The following is a 15,959-nucleotide window of genomic DNA, read 5'->3' as shown; positions in this document are numbered from 1 at the left end:
AAGTAGTAGTAACAATTAAGGTTTAATTAAGATTAAAATGAGCCTTATTTTATGTTATAATACGAGAGTAAAATAAAGTGGAGGCTACATATGAAAACAGTTGGTACTATCGCAAGAGGTATTAGAACACCTATTATTAAGACAAACGATAATTTAGAACAAATCGTAATTGATTCAATTTTAAAGGCATCAAAAGAAGATGGTTTCGAAATTCAAGATAAGGATATTATTGCAATTACTGAAGCAGTTGTTGGTATTAGTATGGGAAACTACGCAACAATCGATGCAATTTCATCAGATATTAAGTCTAAGTTTAAAACAGGACATTTAGGAATCGTTTTTCCAATTTTATCTAGAAATAGATTCTCAATTCTGTTAAAGGCCTTTGCAAAAGCTAGCAAAAAAATAACTATTTTATTGAGTTATCCAACCGATGAAGTTGGAAATGCAATATTAGACGAGGCTAAACTTAAAAGTTTAAACATTAATCCATATAGCGATAAAATTACTGAAGAAGAATATAAAAACCATTTTTCAGATTTCAAACATCTTTTTACAGGAGTTAACATGGTAGAGTATTATAGAAATATATGTTTAGAAGAAAATACTCAAGTCAACTTTGTTTTTAGTAATAATCCAGAAGATATTTTAGATTATACTACAGATGTTTTAGTTTCAAGTATTCATAGTAGACAAAGAATTAAAAACACTTTAAAAGAAAATCAAAGTTTAACAGTATATGGTTTAGATGATATTTTAACACAACCAGTTAATGGCAGCGGTTATAATGAAAAATACGGTTTATTAGGTTCAAATATGGCAACTAAAGACAAAGTTAAATTATTTCCAAATCATACTAATTTAGTTTTTGATATTCAAAAAAAGATCTTTGAGTTAACTGAAAAAACAGTTGAAGTTATGATTTATGGAGATGGAGCCTTTAAAGATCCATCAGGCGGAATTTGGGAATTAGCAGATCCTGTTGTATCACCTTCATACACAAGTGGACTTGAAGGCAGTCCTAATGAAATTAAACTTAAATTTTTATCAGATAGTAAGTTTGAAAACTTAAAGGGTAAAGAGTTAGAAGAAGCAATTAAAAATGAAATATTAAATAAAGATAATAGTCTAGTTGGAAAAGATGAATCCCTTGGAACTACACCAAGAAAATACGTTGATTTAATAGGATCTTTATGTGATTTAATGAGCGGAAGTGGCGATAAAGGAACGCCTGTTATCTTTATTCAAAACTATTTTACTAATTACACTAAATAAGGATAGACTTTTTAAAAATATCATATATAATAGATATCGTGTGAATTTTTAAGGAGTGATCAAATGTCAACAACACAAAAAGTTAGTAATCCAGCACCGCTTGGGCTGATGGGATTTGGAATGACAACAGTTTTACTAAACTTACATAATAGTGGCATTATGCAATTATCAATGGTAATTGTCGCAATGGGTATAACATTAGGTGGTTTAGCACAAATTATAGCAGGTATTATGGAATTCAAAGAAAAGAACACATTTGGGGCAACTGCTTTTACTGCCTATGGATTCTTTTGGCTATCGCTTGTTATTATTTGGATATTTAATAAACAAGGTTTTGAAGTAGACAAGGTCTCAATGGGCTTTTATTTATTACTTTGGGCTTTATTCACATTAGTTATGTTTATAGGAACATTAAAACATAATAGAACTTCTCAAATAGTATTTGGAAGTCTTATGGTATTGTTCTTAGGACTATCACTTGGTGATTTTACTAACGTTAAAGTAATTACAATTATCTCTGGATTTATAGGCATATTTTGTGGCTTAGCGGCTATGTATAATGCAGGAGCACAAATCATTAATCAAGAATTTAATAAGACCGTTTTACCTTTATAAAAGTGTTGGGTTGCCTAACACTTTTTTTAATGCCAAAGTAAAGATTTATTTAAGGTTTTCCTTAATATTTTACAAGTGATATTGCCTTGACAAAGCCGTTGATTAAACATATAATAGACCCCATTAAAGGAAGTGAAGTTATGTCAAAAAAATTAAGAAATTTATTATATCTTGGGCTAATTTTAAATACAGTCTTAACCGTTTTAAAAATAGTTTTTGGATATTTAGGAAACAGCGTATCACTTGTTAGTGATGGTTATAATTCTTTAACAGATATATTGATTAGTTTAGTATTGCTTATCACTATTAGGATATCTTATAAAAAGGCTGACCATGATCACCCTTATGGACATGAAAAATATGAGGGTATAGCTAGTTTGTTATTAGGTATTATTTTAATTTTGACAGCTATTTTTATTTTTTATACAGGTGTTCAAAATATTATTGAATTAGTAAATGTGAATACGGTTTTAAAACCTGATCAAATTACAATTTATATTGCCGTTATTTCTATTATAATAAAAGTCACTTTATTTTATATTAATGGATTTGCCTATAAAAAGTATAAACAACCTAGTTTAAAGGCAGAAAAATATAATCATCTAATAGATGTTCTGGCTACTACAACAAGTTTACTGGGAATTATCTTAACTCAGTATGGTTTCATTTACTTTGATGCTATTGCATCTTTGATTATAGGCTTATTTATAGTAAGAACAGCTTACGGTATTATAAAAGAAGCTATTTCATATTTAGTAGATCAAGCACCAGATGATGAAGTTAATACTGCAATAAAAAAAGTAATTTCAGAAGTCATAGGAGTTCTTAACATAGATGATTATAAGAGTAGAATGCATGTTAATAAATTATATGTTGATGTTGAAGTAGCAGTTGATGCAACTTTAAGTTTACAAGAAGCACATTTAATTGCAGAAAAGGTCCATAAAACAGTTGAAAGCACATTTCCTGATGTTATTCATTGCATGGTTCATGTGAATCCAAGTAAAGCAAATAAGTGAAAATTCATCTAACTAAGTGATATAATAAAAGAAAAAAGGAGATTTACATTTATGGAATGGTTATGGAATTTACTTATTTTCTTAGCGATTGGGGCACTTATTGGTTATGTTGCTGCAATCTTAACAGGAAATAAAAAAGATGGACTTATTAGAAATATTATTATCGGTATCCTAGGTTCTCTAGTCGGAGGTATTATTGGTAAATTAATTCCAGTAGGAGATGCAAATGCATTATCACTATGGGGTATTTTATTATCAGTAGTAGGATCGATTATTGTTATTGTTGTTGGAAGATTCGTTACAAAAAGAAGATAAATAAATTAAAAATATCAGTTTAAAGCTGGTATTTTTTTTACTCTAAAACGACTTATTCTTGACAAGTAGTAGAAACGTGATACAATATTAATATGTTTTGAATATCAAAACATTTATAATTCAAAGTATTATCAAGAGAAAAGAAAGAAGGACATAATATGTTAAACCAAATTATAGAATTAGTAGCAGACGAATTAAATTTAGATTCAAAAACACTTACAAAGGAAACTAGATTGCAAGAAGATCTAAATGTTGATAGTCTAGATGTAGTAGAATTAGTAATGAAATTAGAAGAAGAATTTAATATTGAAGTAACAGACGAACAAGCAGCAAGCCTAAAAACAATTGAAGATATCCTAAATTTTGTTGAAGCAAATAAATAAGGAATAAAATATATATGAAACTAAAAGAAATTCAAAGTATTATAAAAGATTTTGAGAGTTCAACTTTGAGGTCTTTAGAGTTAGAAATGGATTCTTTTAAATTAAAACTTTCAAAGAATAACATCGAAGAACCAAAAACAATCACAAATCATATAATAGAACAAAAAAATAGTGATCAAACATTGATTGAGCCAACGATTAATTTACCTAAAAAAGAAATCAAATCACCACTTGTTGGAACATATTATGAATCATCAAGCCCTACTAGCGAACCATTTGTAACTAAAGGTTCTAAAGTGAAAAAAGGTGATGTTGTTTGCATTATTGAAGCTATGAAAATTATGAATGAAATTACAAGCCCATATGACGGAGTTATTGATTCTGTTTGTTTAGAAAATAAGAATGTTGTGGGATTTGATGACGTTTTATTTACAGTTGTAGAAAATGAAAACACAAAATAAAATATTAATAGCTAATCGTGGTGAAATAGCAGTAAGAATTATAAGAGCTTGTAAAGAACTAGGTATTCTAACAGTAGCAATTTATTCTAAAGCAGATGAAAATAGTTTACATGTTAAGCTTGCAGATGAAGCAGTTTGTATTGGTGGCAATTTAAGTAAAGACAGTTATCTTAATATGAGTAGAGTATTAAGTGCTGCGATTGCTACTGGATGTAATGCAATTCACCCAGGATATGGATTTTTATCAGAAAATCCTAAATTCGTTTCAATGGTTGAAGAGTGCCAAATTAGATTTATTGGACCTAAAGCTTCAGTTATTGAAAAACTTGGTGATAAAGCAACTGCAAGAAAAATCGCAATTAGTGCTTCAATACCAGTCGTAGAAGGTAGTGAAGGAATTATTGAAAATGCTAAAGAGGGACTTAAAATTGCTAAAAAAATTGGATATCCAGTGATGATTAAGGCAAGTAGTGGTGGTGGAGGTAAAGGAATAAGTATTGTTTATTCTGATCAAGATTTTTTATCAGTATTTGAAAAAACTCAACTTGAAGCTATGGCAAACTTTGGCGATAATCAACTTTATATAGAAAAGTTCATTTCAAATCCTAGACATATAGAAATACAAATTTTAGCAGATCATCATGGCAACACGATTCATCTTTTTGAAAGAGATTGCTCAATGCAAAGAAGAAATCAAAAAATGATTGAAGAAGCTCCTTCAAGTTTCATCAATGATAGTTTGAGAAAAAAAATGGGTCAAGCAGCTGTGAAATTAGCTAAAACAGTTGGATATACAAATGCTGGAACAGTAGAATTTTTAGTTGATAAAGAGGGTAAATTCTACTTTATTGAAATGAATACTAGAATTCAAGTAGAACATCCTGTGACAGAAATGATTACAGGAGTAGATTTGATTAAAGAGCAAATAAAAATTGCCTATGATAAAAAAATAACTCTAAAACAAAAGGATTTAACTATATTAGGGCATGCAATAGAATGTCGTATTAATGCAGAAAATCCATTTAAAAACTTCATGCCAACTCCAGGTAGAATTAAAAGAATTCTATTACCAGGAGGATTAGGAGTTAGAATAGATGGTTTTATCTATCCTGATTATGATGTTTTACCGTTTTATGACTCTATGTTATCTAAACTCATTGTCTTTGGTAAGACTAGAAAAGAAGCAATTAGAAAAATGCGAGTAGCATTAGAACAATTTGTTATTGAGGGTATAGATACTAACATTGAATATCAATATATGATTATGCATCATCCGGAGTTTATTAAAGGCTCATATGATACTGGATTTATTGCTAGATTTCATTCAGTAATGATGGAGGAATATCATGAAGAGTTTATTAAATGAACGTAAACAAAAAGTACTAGAATTTAAAAAAATTGTTAGAAAAAGGGAGTTTAAGTACAAACCTATAGATATCCCTGATCATATTTTCAGTCAATGTGAAGCATGTATGAGTGCTTTATATAACAAAGAATTAGAACTAAACTTACATGTGTGCCCATATTGTGGGCACCATTTTAGAATAGGGGCAAAAAAAAGATTACAGATGATTGTTGATGAGGATTCAATAACTCATCTTTTTAAAAACATTGAAGCAAGTAACCCGCTTTTAATGCCTGGATATGAAGATAAATTAAGTACTGCACAAAAATTTTCTGGATTAGATGAAGCCCTTATTTGTGCATCAGCAAAAATAAATAAAATTCCGGTCTATATTGCTATATTAGATAGTCAATTTATGATGGGAAGTATGGGTAGTGTGGTGGGAGAAAAATTAACCCGCTTAATAGAATTGTCAGAACAAGATAAACTGCCTCTTATTATTTTTAGTGCTTCAGGAGGAGCAAGAATGCAAGAAGGTATTCTTTCATTAATGCAAATGGCGAAAACTTCAGCAGCATTAAGTAGATTAAATCAACTCTATATTAGTGTAATGACTAATCCTACAACAGGAGGCGTAGCAGCCAGCTTTGCAGCATTAGGAGATATTAATATTGCAGAGAAAACAGCCCTTATAGGTTTTGCAGGACCTCGTGTCATTAAACAAACAATTGGAGAAGATTTACCTGAAGGGTTTCAAACAGAAAATTTTCAGTTAGAAAAAGGACAAGTAGATTTAATTGTTCATAGAAAAGATATGAAAAGTGTTTTAACACAACTTTTAACACTGCATCAAAGAGGTATATATGAATAATCATACAGCATGGGAAAAAGTTTTATTAGCGAGAGATAGTAAAAGAATTACCTCAAAAACTCTAATAGAAAGAGTCTTCACAGATTTTATTGAACTTCACGGAGACAGATATATTGGTGATGATCAATCTATTATTGGTGGCCTAGCTTTTTTTGGAAATACTCCAGTCACAATTATTGCCCAAGAAAAAGGTGTAACAACTAAAGAGAAAATTATGAGAAATTTTGGAATGCCTCATCCAGAGGGTTATCATAAAGCACTTAGATTAATGAAACAAGCAGAAAAATTTGGTAGACCCATTATTACAATTATTGATACTCCAGGAGCTTATCCTGGAATTAAGGCTGAAGAGCGAGGACAAGCTCATGCGATTGCTAATAATCTAAAAGAGATGATTACACTTAAAACACCAATTATTAGTGTGGTTTTAGGAGAAGCAGGATCAGGTGGGGCATTAGCTATTGGTGTTTCAGATTCTCTTGCTATGTTTGAAAATAGTATTTACTCTATCTTATCTCCAGAAGGGTTTGCAGCTATTTTATTTAAGGATAGTCAAAGAGCAAAAGAGGCAGCAGAGTTAATGAAACTGACAGCATTAGATTTAAAAGAAATGAAAATTGTTGATGAGATTATTAAAGAAAAGGTTCCTCTATCAGTTAATCCTGATGAAGGTATTGAAGCCTTTAAAAAATATTTAACAAAGACATTAAAAGAATTAGTTAAAAAAAATACAGAAGAATTACTTACAAATAGATATAATAAATTTAGAAATATTGGTGTTTTTACTAATAGCCAGGAACCAAAGGAGGATATATGAATCCTAGAATCAAGGTAGTATCAACAGGAAAGTATGTCCCAGAAGATATACTAACAAATAAAGATTTAGAACAAATAGTAGAAACATCAGATGAATGGATTCAAACTAGAACAGGAATAATCGAACGAAGAATTGCTAAGACAGAAAAAAATATAGATTTAGCATATAAAGCAGCATTAGATGCTATAACTAAATCTAATTATGATAAAGAAAAAATAGATTTAATTGTAGTTGCTACCATGAGCAATGATAATAGAAACCCATCTATTGCGAATTTGGTTCAAGCAAGACTTGGATTAAATGATAAACAAATCATGGCGTTTGATATTAATGCTGCATGTACTGGATTTGTTTATGCTTTAGAAATAGCTAGTAACTTATTAGTAACCGGTAAATTTAAAACAGCACTTGTCATAGGTAGTGAAAAGATGAGTCAAATTATTGATTATACTGATAGAAACACATGTATTTTATTTGGTGATGGCGCAGGTGCTATGATTATAGAAGGAACAAATGAACCTAAAAATGAAGTATATTTCTATAGTGACTCAAAAGGTGATACAGAAGATATCTTATATGCTTCTCGTTATCTAAAAATGGACGGAAAAAAAGTATATCAATTTGCAGTTCAAATGATACCTGTTGCTATTAATAAAGTATTAGAATATGCTAAACTAGAAATAGATGATATTGATGGTATTATTTTCCATCAAGCAAATAAAAGAATCATTGATCATGTAGTAAAAATCATGAAAATTGATATAGATAAAGTTTTTATCAATATTGATAAATATGGAAACACTTCAGCAGCAAGCATACCCATTGCACTTTCAGAATACAAGGATACTCAAAAAACTAGTAAGAAAGTCTTATTAGTTGGCTTTGGTGGAGGGTTTACATGGGGATCAGCAATTATTGATATTTAGGAGAAATTAAATGAAAAATATAGCAGAATTACTTAATATTAAATATCCAGTTATTCAAGGTGGAATGGCAAATATTGCTACTGCACAATTGGCTTCAGCTGTTTCTAATGCAGGTGGACTAGGTTTAATAGGTTCAGGAGGAAATGATGTTAATTGGGTAAGAGAAGAAATTAGAAAATGTAAACAATTAACATCAAAACCTTTTGGAGTAAATATCATGCTCATGAGTCCACATGCTAAAGATATTGCTCAAATGGTAATTGAAGAAGGCGTTAAAATTATTACAACAGGTGCAGGTAGTCCAGGTATTTATATGGAAGCATGGAAAAATGCAGGAATGATAGTAATTCCAGTTGTTCCATCAGTAGCCCTTGCAGTTAGAATGCAAAGAGCTGGTGCTGATGCAGTTGTTGCAGAAGGAACTGAAGCAGGCGGACACATTGGAGAATTAACGACGATGGCTTTAATTCCACAAGTAGCTGATGCAGTTACTATACCAGTGATAGCTGCTGGTGGTATTGCAGATAAAAGAGGCGTATTGGCTGCTTTTGCACTAGGAGCTAAAGGTGTTCAATTAGGAACAGTTTTACTTGCAACAGAAGAATGCCCAGTACATTTAAACTATAAACTAAAAGTAGTAGCCGCAAGAGATACTGAAACAGTTGTTACAGGAAGAAACACAGGAGCGCCTGTTAGAGTATTAAAAAATAAAATGGCCGTAGAATACTTAAAGATGACTCACGAAGGGGCTAGCTTAGAAGAACTTGAAACTAAAACCTTAGGGTCTTTAAGAAAGGCAGTTTTTGAAGGCGATGTTGATAATGGTTCATTTATGGCTGGACAAATTTCAGGATTAGTAAAAGAAATTAAACCAGTTAAACAAGTATTAGAAGAATTATTTGAAGGTGTTAATAAATACCAAAAGGAACTTCAAGTACTATGAAAAAGGCTATTGTTTTTTCTGGTCAAGGAAGTCAATTTACTAATATGGGAAAAGAATTTTTAACATCTCATATGGTAGAAATAGCTAATAAGGTTTTAGGATATGATGTTTTAGAGATTCTAGAAAATAAAAATAATGAACTCAATGATACCTATTACACACAACCAATGATTGCCTTAGTGAGTATTGCAATTTATGATAAATGTAAAGCATATATAGATGCTGATGCTTTTTTAGGATTTAGTTTAGGTGAATATGTTGCTTTATATGCATCAGGTATTTATGATTTTGAAACTATTTTAAAAATTGTTAAAAAAAGATCAGAACTTATGCAAAAAGCTTCAGTAGGAAATAAAGGAAAAATGGCAGCTGTCATCAATTTGGATGAAACTATTATTAAAAATATTTGTGATTCCATATCAGAACAATTAAATGAAGTATTAGTAATTGCAAATTATAATTCAAAAAACCAAATAGTGATTAGTGGAACTTATGATGCAATTGAATTAGCCTCACAAAAGTTAAAAGAAGCAGGAGCGAAAAGAGTCATTACACTTAATGTATCAGGTGCTTTCCATTCTCCACTTATGAAACAAGCAGGTAAAGAGTTGAAAGAATATTTAAGCAGAATACCGCAAATAACTACGACAAAAAGTGTCTATCTTAATACAACTGCTATGCCTTTAAATCAAAATGAATTACTTGAAAGATTAGAAGAACAAATTCAAAGTCCAGTATATTTTTATCAAAGCATAGAACAAATGATTAAAGATGGATACACACATTTCATTGAAATGGGACCTGGAACAGTTTTAAGTCAATTAATAAAGAAAAATTATCCAGAAGTGATGGTTAACAATATAGAAAAAATCGAAGATTTTATAAATTTGAGAGGATGATAAAATGAGTGATAAAAAAGTTGCGTTAATAACAGGTGGTACAACTGGAATTGGAAAAGCTATTGCCCACAAATTAGCAATATCTGGTTATGATATAGCACTTAACTATTATGTAGGCGATGAACAAGCAGCATCCGTAGTTAAAGAACTAGAAGCATTTAATGTTAGAGTGATAGCAATAAAAGCAGATGTAAGTAAATATCAAGAAGTAGAACAAATGGTAAAAGAGGTTGTTACAAAACTAGGAAATCTAAATATTGTAGTCAATAATGCTGGAATCACAGATGATGCATTAATACTACGTATGCAAGAAGAACAATTTGATAGAGTTATCTCAACTAACTTAAAAGGTGTTTGGAATGTTTGTAGACATGTATCAAAGGTTTTACTAAAATCAGGATATGGAAGAATTATCAATATTTCTTCTGTAACAGGCATTATGGGTAATGCAGGACAATCTAACTACAGTGCGGCAAAAGCTGGTGTCATAGGAATTACAAAAACTTTGGCAAGAGAATTAGCATCAAGAAGTGTTACAGTTAATGCGGTTGCTCCAGGATTTATCCAAACTCAAATGACAGACAAACTACCTGAGACAATTATTAATAACGTATTAGAACAAATCCCTTTGAAAAAATTAGGACATGCTGAAGATATTGCTAATGCAGTAGCCTTTTTAGCTAGTCCAGATGCTTCATATATTACAGGACAAGTCATCAGCATTGATGGCGGATTAGCGATGTAGGTGAAAGAATGGAAAGAAAAAGAGTAGTTATTACAGGAATGGGTGCTTTAACCCCTGTAGGGCATAATGTAGAAGAAACATTTACTAACTTAGTCAATGGTGTTAATGGAATTGATTTTATTAAGTCTTTTGACACGACTAAATTTAAAGCTAAACTTGCAGGAGAACTTAAAAATTTTAACTTAGAAGATTACTTTGACAAAAGAGAAATCAAAAGAGCTGATAGGGTTATGTTATTAGGAACGATTGCGGCAGTTCAAGCTTATAAAAATGCAGGTCTAACAGAAAATGATTACGATCCATATCGCTTTGGGACTTATGTAAGTAGTGGTATTGGTGGTCTAACAACAATTTCAGATGAAATTAAAAAAGTAACTGAAAAAAATGATCCTACAAGATTATCACCTTTCTTTATACCTAATTCGATTGCTAACATGACAGCTGGAATGATATCTATTAAATTAGGACTTAAAGGACCAAGTTTGCCAATTATTACTGCATGTAGTGCTTCTACGAATGCAATCGGTGAAGCATTTAGAAGTATTCAACATGGTTATTTAGATCTTGCTTTAGCAGGTGGAGCCGAAGCTTCTATTAATGAAGTTGGGATTGGAGGCTTTCTATCTTTAAGAGCCCTTGGTACATCAGAAGATGTGAATAGAGCTTCTATCCCATTTGATGAAGAACGTAGCGGATTTATCATGGGAGAAGGTTCAGGTATTGTAATATTAGAATCCTATGAACATGCCTTAAAAAGAAATGCTAAAATTTATGGTGAAGTTGTTGGTTATGGCACAACGTCTGATGCTTTTCATATGACTGCACCAGATGAAACAGCATCTGGTATTACAAAGGCAATTGAGTTTGCTATTTTAGATGCAGGTATTAAAAAAGAAGAAATTGGATATATTAATGCTCATGGAACCTCAACATATCTAAATGATAAACTTGAAACACAAGGCTTTAAACAAGCTTTAAAAGAACATGCATACAATGTTAATATAAGCTCTACTAAATCTATGACAGGTCATATGCTAGGGGCAACCGGAGCAGTTGAGTCAATTGTATGTCTAAAAAGTTTAGAACAAGGGATAATTCCACCAACAATCAACTATAAAGTTAAAGCTTTAGAGTGTGATCTAAACTACACCCCTAACCAAAGTGTAAAAAAAGATATTAAATATGCAATGAATACAAATCTTGGGTTTGGTGGACACAATGCAGTTTTAATTTTTAAAAAATGGGAGGAAAACTAATGACTTTAAATCAAGAAGAAATAAAGAAAATAATACCACATAGAGATCCATTTTTATTAATAGATGAAATTATAGAATTAGAAGGAACAAGAGCTGTTGGCATTAAAAGGCTTACTAAAGATGAATTTTATTTTAAAGGTCATTTCCCTGAACTTCCAGTTATGCCAGGTGTTTTAATTATTGAATCGCTTGCTCAGGTAGGTGCAGTAATCTTATTATCTAAAGAAGAGTATAAGGGAAAAATTGCTTTTTTTGCTGGAATTAAAGAAGCTAAATTTAGAAAAAGCGTACTACCTGGTGATGAATTAAGGCTAGAATGTGAATTAATTAAATTAAGAGGAAGTTTTGGGGTTGGTGCTGCTAAGGCTTACGTTGGAGAAAATTTAGTATGTGAGGCAACGATATCTTTTGCAATCAATTAAGCTTAGAATAAAAGAATTTAATGAGATAGATTCTACAAATGACTATTTAAAAAGAAATTACCTAAAAGAAGTTAGTTTTACGATTGTTAAAGCTAATTTTCAAACAAAAGGAAAGGGTCAATTTGATAGGAAATGGGAATCTAAAATAGGAGAAAACTTAACGTTTTCTCTTCTTTTAAAAAAAGTCACATTAGATAAAATGGAAAAAATTAAAAACTGGATTACAAGAAGTTTACTAGAAACAATCAAGCAGTTTGATATTATAGCTAGATTTAAAGAACCTAATGATATTTATGTAGAAAATAAGAAATTATGTGGCATTTTAATTGAAACACTTGTTGAAAAAAATGCTTTTACATATATGATTATCGGAATTGGCTTAAATATAAACCAAGTTGATTTTATTGAAACCAAGGCAACCTCTTTTAGACTTTTAACAAATTTACAATATCAGATTAATTCAATATTTAAAAAAATAATAAAGGAGTTAATAACTCAATATGACATTGTATAGACTCTCAAAAGTTGCACTTTTAACGGCTTTGTTATCTGTTAGTGCCTACTTATTGCCTCCTTTTCAAGTGCCGGTTGTAGGAATTGCATTTACATTACAGACAGCTGTGATTGTTTTAATTGGTTTTTTACTTAAGCCAACAGATGCATTTTTATGTGTTATAACATACCTTGTTTTAGGATTAATTGGTCTACCTATATTTAGTAATAAAGTAGGAGGAATAGCTCCTTTTGTAGGACCTACTGCTGGATTTTTATATTTATTTCCAGTGGTTGCTTTTTTAATTGCACTCTTAAAATCTAAAACTAAAAATATTTTCTATGATATATTAGTAGCAACCCTTGTAAGTATTGTCTTAGTCTATCCACTTTCTACAATCTATTTTTCAATCTATACGAAGATGTCTTATATGGATGCCCTTTTATACTTTACACCTTACATGGTAGTAGATTTTATTAAGATTATATTAGCATACGTTTTATATCGTAAAATTCCTGAAGAAATTGCTTATTTATAAAAAATATAATTTTAAAGCATAGATAATAAAAAAAACTTTCTAATATGCTATACTTATTAAGGCATACAAGGAGACGTGAAAAAATGTTAGAATTACTTATTATAGGTGCTGGACCAACTGGATTATATGCTGCCTTTTTAGCAGGACTAAGAAAGTTAGATGCAGCTGTTATTGAATCATTACCTTATATGGGTGGACAACCTATTAATTTATATAAAGATAAACCAATATATGATGCACCTGGCTTTTATAAAATAAAAGCTGAAGATTATGTTAAAGAATGTATCAAACAATATAAAAGATTTGAAAAAGAAGTACCTGTATATTTAAATCAAGAAGCATTAGAAGTTAAACGAGTAAATGATTATTACGAAGTAACAACTAATCAACAAGTATTTCAGACAAAAACTATTTTGATTGCTCACGGCGGTGGTAGTTTTACACCAATGCCTCTAGATGTAGAAAACAGCCATTTAGAAGGTGTTATTTACCATATTGATAACTTAGAAGATCATAAGGATAAAGAAATAGTTGTTTTAGGTGGTGGAGATTCTGCAGTGGATTGGGCACTTGAATTAAAGAGTATCACTGAAAATGTACATTTAGTACATAGAAGAGATGCATTTAGAGCTCATCAAGATACATTGGATCAATATCTTAAATTGAATGGAAAAACACATACTCCTTATGTAGTTAAAAGAGTATTAGGTGATAAAAAAGTTACAGGTATTGAATTAGAAGATGTAAAGACTAAAGAATTATTAATAATGCCGGCACATACTATTTTAGTAAATTACGGACTTTTAGGCTCTAAATCTAAGTTAGAAGATTGGGGCATTGAAGGTATAAAAGGTTTAATTTATGTTAATAGTAAAATGGAAACTAATCTTGAAGGAATTTATGCAGCTGGTAACGGTGTTTTTTATGAAGGAAAAGCTAAAATGATTGTTACTGGTATGGGTGAAGCAGCAACCGCTATTGGGGTTATCAGTGAGTACCTACATCCTGAAAGAACAACGAATACACAACATTCTTCATCAATTATTACAGAATAATAAAAAATAAAGATTATTTACTCAATTTTAGTAAATAGTCTTTTTTTATAAAAATGAAGATTATCGCTATTTTTAGGCCTAAAATAAATAAAAATAATTGACAAATCTATAAAATGTGATAATCTAGTATTGAAAACTAGATGAGGTGATTATATTGACTGAAATAAAAGACTGGGCCATGAGTGTAAAAGAAATTAGACTTCCTAGATGGGAAGATTTACCAGAACTCTCTTTATATCTTGATCAAGTATTAGAATACGTAAATGATAATATTAGTGCAGTGTTTATAGAGCCGGTATCAAGCAATTCTAAGCAAGTCTTAACTGATTCTATGATTAATAATTATGTTAAAAATAAACTTATGCCGGCACCAGTAAAAAAAAGATACCAAAAAGACCACATAGCATTTATAATAACAATTACTATTCTAAAGCAAGTAGCAACTTTATCTTCTGTAAGTAGAGGTATACAACACATGAAACTTACATTTGGTAAAATAAAAGCATACAATTTATTCATTGATTTTTTAGAAAATGCTTTAAAAGTTATGACTGAACAATTAGAAAAAACACCTGATGAAGCATATTTTATTCAACCAATTGATTATAACTTACTCCCAATGAAAACCGCTACTTTAGCTTTTGCCTCAAAAATGATGTCAGAATACCTATTAAAAGAAATACACAATATTACAAAGGAGAACAAAGAATGAAAATTGCTATTTTATCTGACTCAGGTTCAGATATCAATTTAGAAAAATTAGATTTGCCTATTTTTGTCTTACCACTTAGAATTATTATTGATGGAAAAGAATATACTGATAAAAAAGATATTACCTTAGATGAGGTATTAGTTAAACTAGAAGAAACTAAAGTAACAACATCACTTCCTTCGCCTAATGATATTATTGATCAATTAGATGAAATAAAAGCACTTGGATATACCCATGTAATTGCTATACCTATTTCAAAAGGTTTAAGTGGTACAATGAATATTATCCAACAAATGACTTCACTATATGATGATTTAAAAATAGAAGTCATAGATACTAAAAATATTAGTTTAGGTAGTGGTTATAGCGCTATTTTAGCTGGTAGACTTGCCAAAGCAGGAAAGAGTTTTGATGAGATTGTCAAAACTGTTAATGATAACTTAGAAAATCAAAAAGTATTTTTCACTGTTGGAAGTCTTGAAAACCTTAAAAAAGGTGGAAGAATAGGACTAGTTTCAGCAACGATCGCTTCTATGCTTAATATTAAACCAGTTATTAGTTGTAATGATAAGGGTGTTTATTACACTGTTAAAAAAACACGTGGTTATAAACACGCAATTACTGGTATGATTGGACTTGCAAAAGACTTTGTTGGAACATGCAAAAAATACGAAGTAACATTACTCAATAGTCAGACAAATGAAGATATTTCTAAGATTTTAGAAGTAATGAAAAAAGAACTTCCAAATGCTACTGAAATTGATGTTCAATACGTAACCCCAGCATTAGCAATTCATACAGGAAAAGAAGCTTTAGGAATAGCAATAAGTATACTAGAAAAATGAAATTGGGAGCCTTGTTAGGCTCTT

20 protein-coding genes are annotated in these 15,959 nt (G+C 30.4%); all 20 read left to right on the top strand.

Annotation, left to right across the window (positions count from 1 at the left end; translation table 11 throughout):
• The first annotated feature begins 90 nt into the window (after window positions 1–90).
• The 20 genes from BN854_RS05595 (at window position 91) to BN854_RS05500 (ending at window position 15,935) form a co-directional block, all read left to right on the top strand.
• On the top strand, window positions 91–1,275 hold the full coding sequence (locus tag BN854_RS05595; protein ID WP_030003568.1) for a coenzyme F420-0:L-glutamate ligase: 1,185 nt from the start codon (window positions 91–93) through the stop codon (window positions 1,273–1,275).
• A gap of 63 nt (window positions 1,276–1,338) precedes the next feature.
• Window positions 1,339–1,890, top strand: coding sequence for an acetate uptake transporter (locus BN854_RS05590; protein ID WP_030003567.1), 552 nt, complete (start codon window positions 1,339–1,341; stop codon window positions 1,888–1,890).
• 140 nt (window positions 1,891–2,030) lie between these two features.
• Complete coding sequence (locus BN854_RS05585; protein ID WP_030003566.1) at window positions 2,031–2,909, top strand: cation diffusion facilitator family transporter; 879 nt, start codon at window positions 2,031–2,033, stop codon at window positions 2,907–2,909.
• A gap of 51 nt (window positions 2,910–2,960) precedes the next feature.
• Window positions 2,961–3,224: a GlsB/YeaQ/YmgE family stress response membrane protein gene (locus tag BN854_RS05580; RefSeq protein WP_030003565.1), complete on the top strand. Its 264-nt coding sequence runs from the start codon at window positions 2,961–2,963 to the stop codon at window positions 3,222–3,224.
• 158 nt (window positions 3,225–3,382) lie between these two features.
• Window positions 3,383–3,607: an acyl carrier protein gene (gene acpP, locus BN854_RS05575; protein ID WP_030003564.1), complete on the top strand. Its 225-nt coding sequence runs from the start codon at window positions 3,383–3,385 to the stop codon at window positions 3,605–3,607.
• Window positions 3,608–3,621: 14 nt separating this feature from the next.
• Window positions 3,622–4,068 (top strand): acetyl-CoA carboxylase biotin carboxyl carrier protein, encoded by a 447-nt coding sequence (locus tag BN854_RS05570; RefSeq protein ID WP_030003563.1) that lies wholly within the window; start codon window positions 3,622–3,624, stop codon window positions 4,066–4,068.
• Window positions 4,052–5,434: an acetyl-CoA carboxylase biotin carboxylase subunit gene (locus BN854_RS05565; RefSeq protein WP_030003562.1), complete on the top strand. Its 1,383-nt coding sequence runs from the start codon at window positions 4,052–4,054 to the stop codon at window positions 5,432–5,434. Before BN854_RS05570 ends, BN854_RS05565 begins: the two co-directional genes overlap by 17 nt.
• A complete protein-coding gene (accD, locus tag BN854_RS05560) occupies window positions 5,415–6,284 on the top strand; it encodes an acetyl-CoA carboxylase, carboxyltransferase subunit beta (RefSeq protein ID WP_030003561.1) in 870 nt (289 codons plus the stop codon). Before BN854_RS05565 ends, accD begins: the two co-directional genes overlap by 20 nt.
• Window positions 6,277–7,101, top strand: a complete 825-nt coding sequence (locus tag BN854_RS05555) for an acetyl-CoA carboxylase carboxyltransferase subunit alpha (RefSeq protein WP_030003560.1) — start codon at window positions 6,277–6,279, stop codon at window positions 7,099–7,101. The genes accD and BN854_RS05555 overlap by 8 nt, the downstream gene beginning before the upstream one ends.
• Window positions 7,098–8,027 (top strand): beta-ketoacyl-ACP synthase III, encoded by a 930-nt coding sequence (locus BN854_RS05550; protein WP_030003559.1) that lies wholly within the window; start codon window positions 7,098–7,100, stop codon window positions 8,025–8,027. The genes BN854_RS05555 and BN854_RS05550 overlap by 4 nt, the downstream gene beginning before the upstream one ends.
• Window positions 8,028–8,037: 10 nt before the next feature.
• A complete protein-coding gene (locus BN854_RS05545) occupies window positions 8,038–8,970 on the top strand; it encodes a nitronate monooxygenase (protein WP_030003558.1) in 933 nt (310 codons plus the stop codon).
• Window positions 8,967–9,869 carry an ACP S-malonyltransferase gene (gene fabD, locus BN854_RS05540; protein WP_030003557.1) on the top strand — a complete coding sequence of 301 codons (903 nt, stop codon included), beginning with the start codon at window positions 8,967–8,969 and terminating at the stop codon, window positions 9,867–9,869. Before BN854_RS05545 ends, fabD begins: the two co-directional genes overlap by 4 nt.
• A 4-nt stretch (window positions 9,870–9,873) precedes the next feature.
• Entirely contained in the window at window positions 9,874–10,614 is a 741-nt protein-coding gene (gene fabG / locus BN854_RS05535; protein WP_030003556.1) for a 3-oxoacyl-[acyl-carrier-protein] reductase, read from the top strand.
• An 8-nt stretch (window positions 10,615–10,622) separates the two neighbouring features.
• Complete coding sequence (gene fabF, locus BN854_RS05530) at window positions 10,623–11,870, top strand: beta-ketoacyl-ACP synthase II (protein ID WP_030003555.1); 1,248 nt, start codon at window positions 10,623–10,625, stop codon at window positions 11,868–11,870.
• On the top strand, window positions 11,870–12,292 hold the full coding sequence (fabZ, locus tag BN854_RS05525; RefSeq protein ID WP_030003554.1) for a 3-hydroxyacyl-ACP dehydratase FabZ: 423 nt from the start codon (window positions 11,870–11,872) through the stop codon (window positions 12,290–12,292). Before fabF ends, fabZ begins: the two co-directional genes overlap by 1 nt.
• The gene (locus BN854_RS05520; RefSeq protein WP_084600857.1) at window positions 12,261–12,806 is read left to right on the top strand and encodes a biotin--[acetyl-CoA-carboxylase] ligase; all 546 of its coding nucleotides are present in this window, start codon (window positions 12,261–12,263) and stop codon (window positions 12,804–12,806) included. The genes fabZ and BN854_RS05520 overlap by 32 nt, the downstream gene beginning before the upstream one ends.
• On the top strand, window positions 12,793–13,323 hold the full coding sequence (locus tag BN854_RS05515; RefSeq protein WP_045959812.1) for a biotin transporter BioY: 531 nt from the start codon (window positions 12,793–12,795) through the stop codon (window positions 13,321–13,323). Before BN854_RS05520 ends, BN854_RS05515 begins: the two co-directional genes overlap by 14 nt.
• A gap of 83 nt (window positions 13,324–13,406) precedes the next feature.
• Window positions 13,407–14,378 (top strand): NAD(P)/FAD-dependent oxidoreductase, encoded by a 972-nt coding sequence (locus BN854_RS05510; protein ID WP_030003551.1) that lies wholly within the window; start codon window positions 13,407–13,409, stop codon window positions 14,376–14,378.
• Window positions 14,379–14,532: 154 nt separating this feature from the next.
• On the top strand, window positions 14,533–15,090 hold the full coding sequence (locus BN854_RS05505; protein ID WP_030003550.1) for a DUF1836 domain-containing protein: 558 nt from the start codon (window positions 14,533–14,535) through the stop codon (window positions 15,088–15,090).
• Window positions 15,087–15,935 (top strand): DegV family protein, encoded by an 849-nt coding sequence (locus tag BN854_RS05500; RefSeq protein WP_030003549.1) that lies wholly within the window; start codon window positions 15,087–15,089, stop codon window positions 15,933–15,935. Before BN854_RS05505 ends, BN854_RS05500 begins: the two co-directional genes overlap by 4 nt.
• Window positions 15,936–15,959 lie beyond the last annotated feature (24 nt).

Source organism: Alteracholeplasma palmae J233 (assembly GCF_000968055.1).
Taxonomy (GTDB): Bacteria; Bacillota_I; Bacilli_A; order Acholeplasmatales; family Acholeplasmataceae; genus Alteracholeplasma; species Alteracholeplasma palmae.
This window is presented reverse-complemented; position numbering and strand designations above follow the sequence as displayed.

What these genes read in the sequence shown, in the direction of transcription:
- BN854_RS05500 (WP_030003549.1), top strand. Translation starts at nt 15,087, where the DNA reads ATGAAAATTGCTATTTTATCTGACTCAGGTTCAGATATCAATTTAGAA.
- acpP (WP_030003564.1), top strand. Translation starts at nt 3,383, where the DNA reads ATGTTAAACCAAATTATAGAATTAGTAGCAGACGAATTAAATTTAGAT.
- fabF (WP_030003555.1), top strand. Translation starts at nt 10,623, where the DNA reads ATGGAAAGAAAAAGAGTAGTTATTACAGGAATGGGTGCTTTAACCCCT.
- BN854_RS05545 (WP_030003558.1), top strand. Translation starts at nt 8,038, where the DNA reads ATGAAAAATATAGCAGAATTACTTAATATTAAATATCCAGTTATTCAA.
- fabZ (WP_030003554.1), top strand. Translation starts at nt 11,870, where the DNA reads ATGACTTTAAATCAAGAAGAAATAAAGAAAATAATACCACATAGAGAT.
- fabD (WP_030003557.1), top strand. Translation starts at nt 8,967, where the DNA reads ATGAAAAAGGCTATTGTTTTTTCTGGTCAAGGAAGTCAATTTACTAAT.
- BN854_RS05585 (WP_030003566.1), top strand. Translation starts at nt 2,031, where the DNA reads ATGTCAAAAAAATTAAGAAATTTATTATATCTTGGGCTAATTTTAAAT.
- BN854_RS05555 (WP_030003560.1), top strand. Translation starts at nt 6,277, where the DNA reads ATGAATAATCATACAGCATGGGAAAAAGTTTTATTAGCGAGAGATAGT.
- BN854_RS05595 (WP_030003568.1), top strand. Translation starts at nt 91, where the DNA reads ATGAAAACAGTTGGTACTATCGCAAGAGGTATTAGAACACCTATTATT.
- fabG (WP_030003556.1), top strand. Translation starts at nt 9,874, where the DNA reads ATGAGTGATAAAAAAGTTGCGTTAATAACAGGTGGTACAACTGGAATT.
- accD (WP_030003561.1), top strand. Translation starts at nt 5,415, where the DNA reads ATGAAGAGTTTATTAAATGAACGTAAACAAAAAGTACTAGAATTTAAA.
- BN854_RS05570 (WP_030003563.1), top strand. Translation starts at nt 3,622, where the DNA reads ATGAAACTAAAAGAAATTCAAAGTATTATAAAAGATTTTGAGAGTTCA.
- BN854_RS05550 (WP_030003559.1), top strand. Translation starts at nt 7,098, where the DNA reads ATGAATCCTAGAATCAAGGTAGTATCAACAGGAAAGTATGTCCCAGAA.
- BN854_RS05565 (WP_030003562.1), top strand. Translation starts at nt 4,052, where the DNA reads ATGAAAACACAAAATAAAATATTAATAGCTAATCGTGGTGAAATAGCA.
- BN854_RS05580 (WP_030003565.1), top strand. Translation starts at nt 2,961, where the DNA reads ATGGAATGGTTATGGAATTTACTTATTTTCTTAGCGATTGGGGCACTT.
- BN854_RS05510 (WP_030003551.1), top strand. Translation starts at nt 13,407, where the DNA reads ATGTTAGAATTACTTATTATAGGTGCTGGACCAACTGGATTATATGCT.
- BN854_RS05515 (WP_045959812.1), top strand. Translation starts at nt 12,793, where the DNA reads ATGACATTGTATAGACTCTCAAAAGTTGCACTTTTAACGGCTTTGTTA.
- BN854_RS05590 (WP_030003567.1), top strand. Translation starts at nt 1,339, where the DNA reads ATGTCAACAACACAAAAAGTTAGTAATCCAGCACCGCTTGGGCTGATG.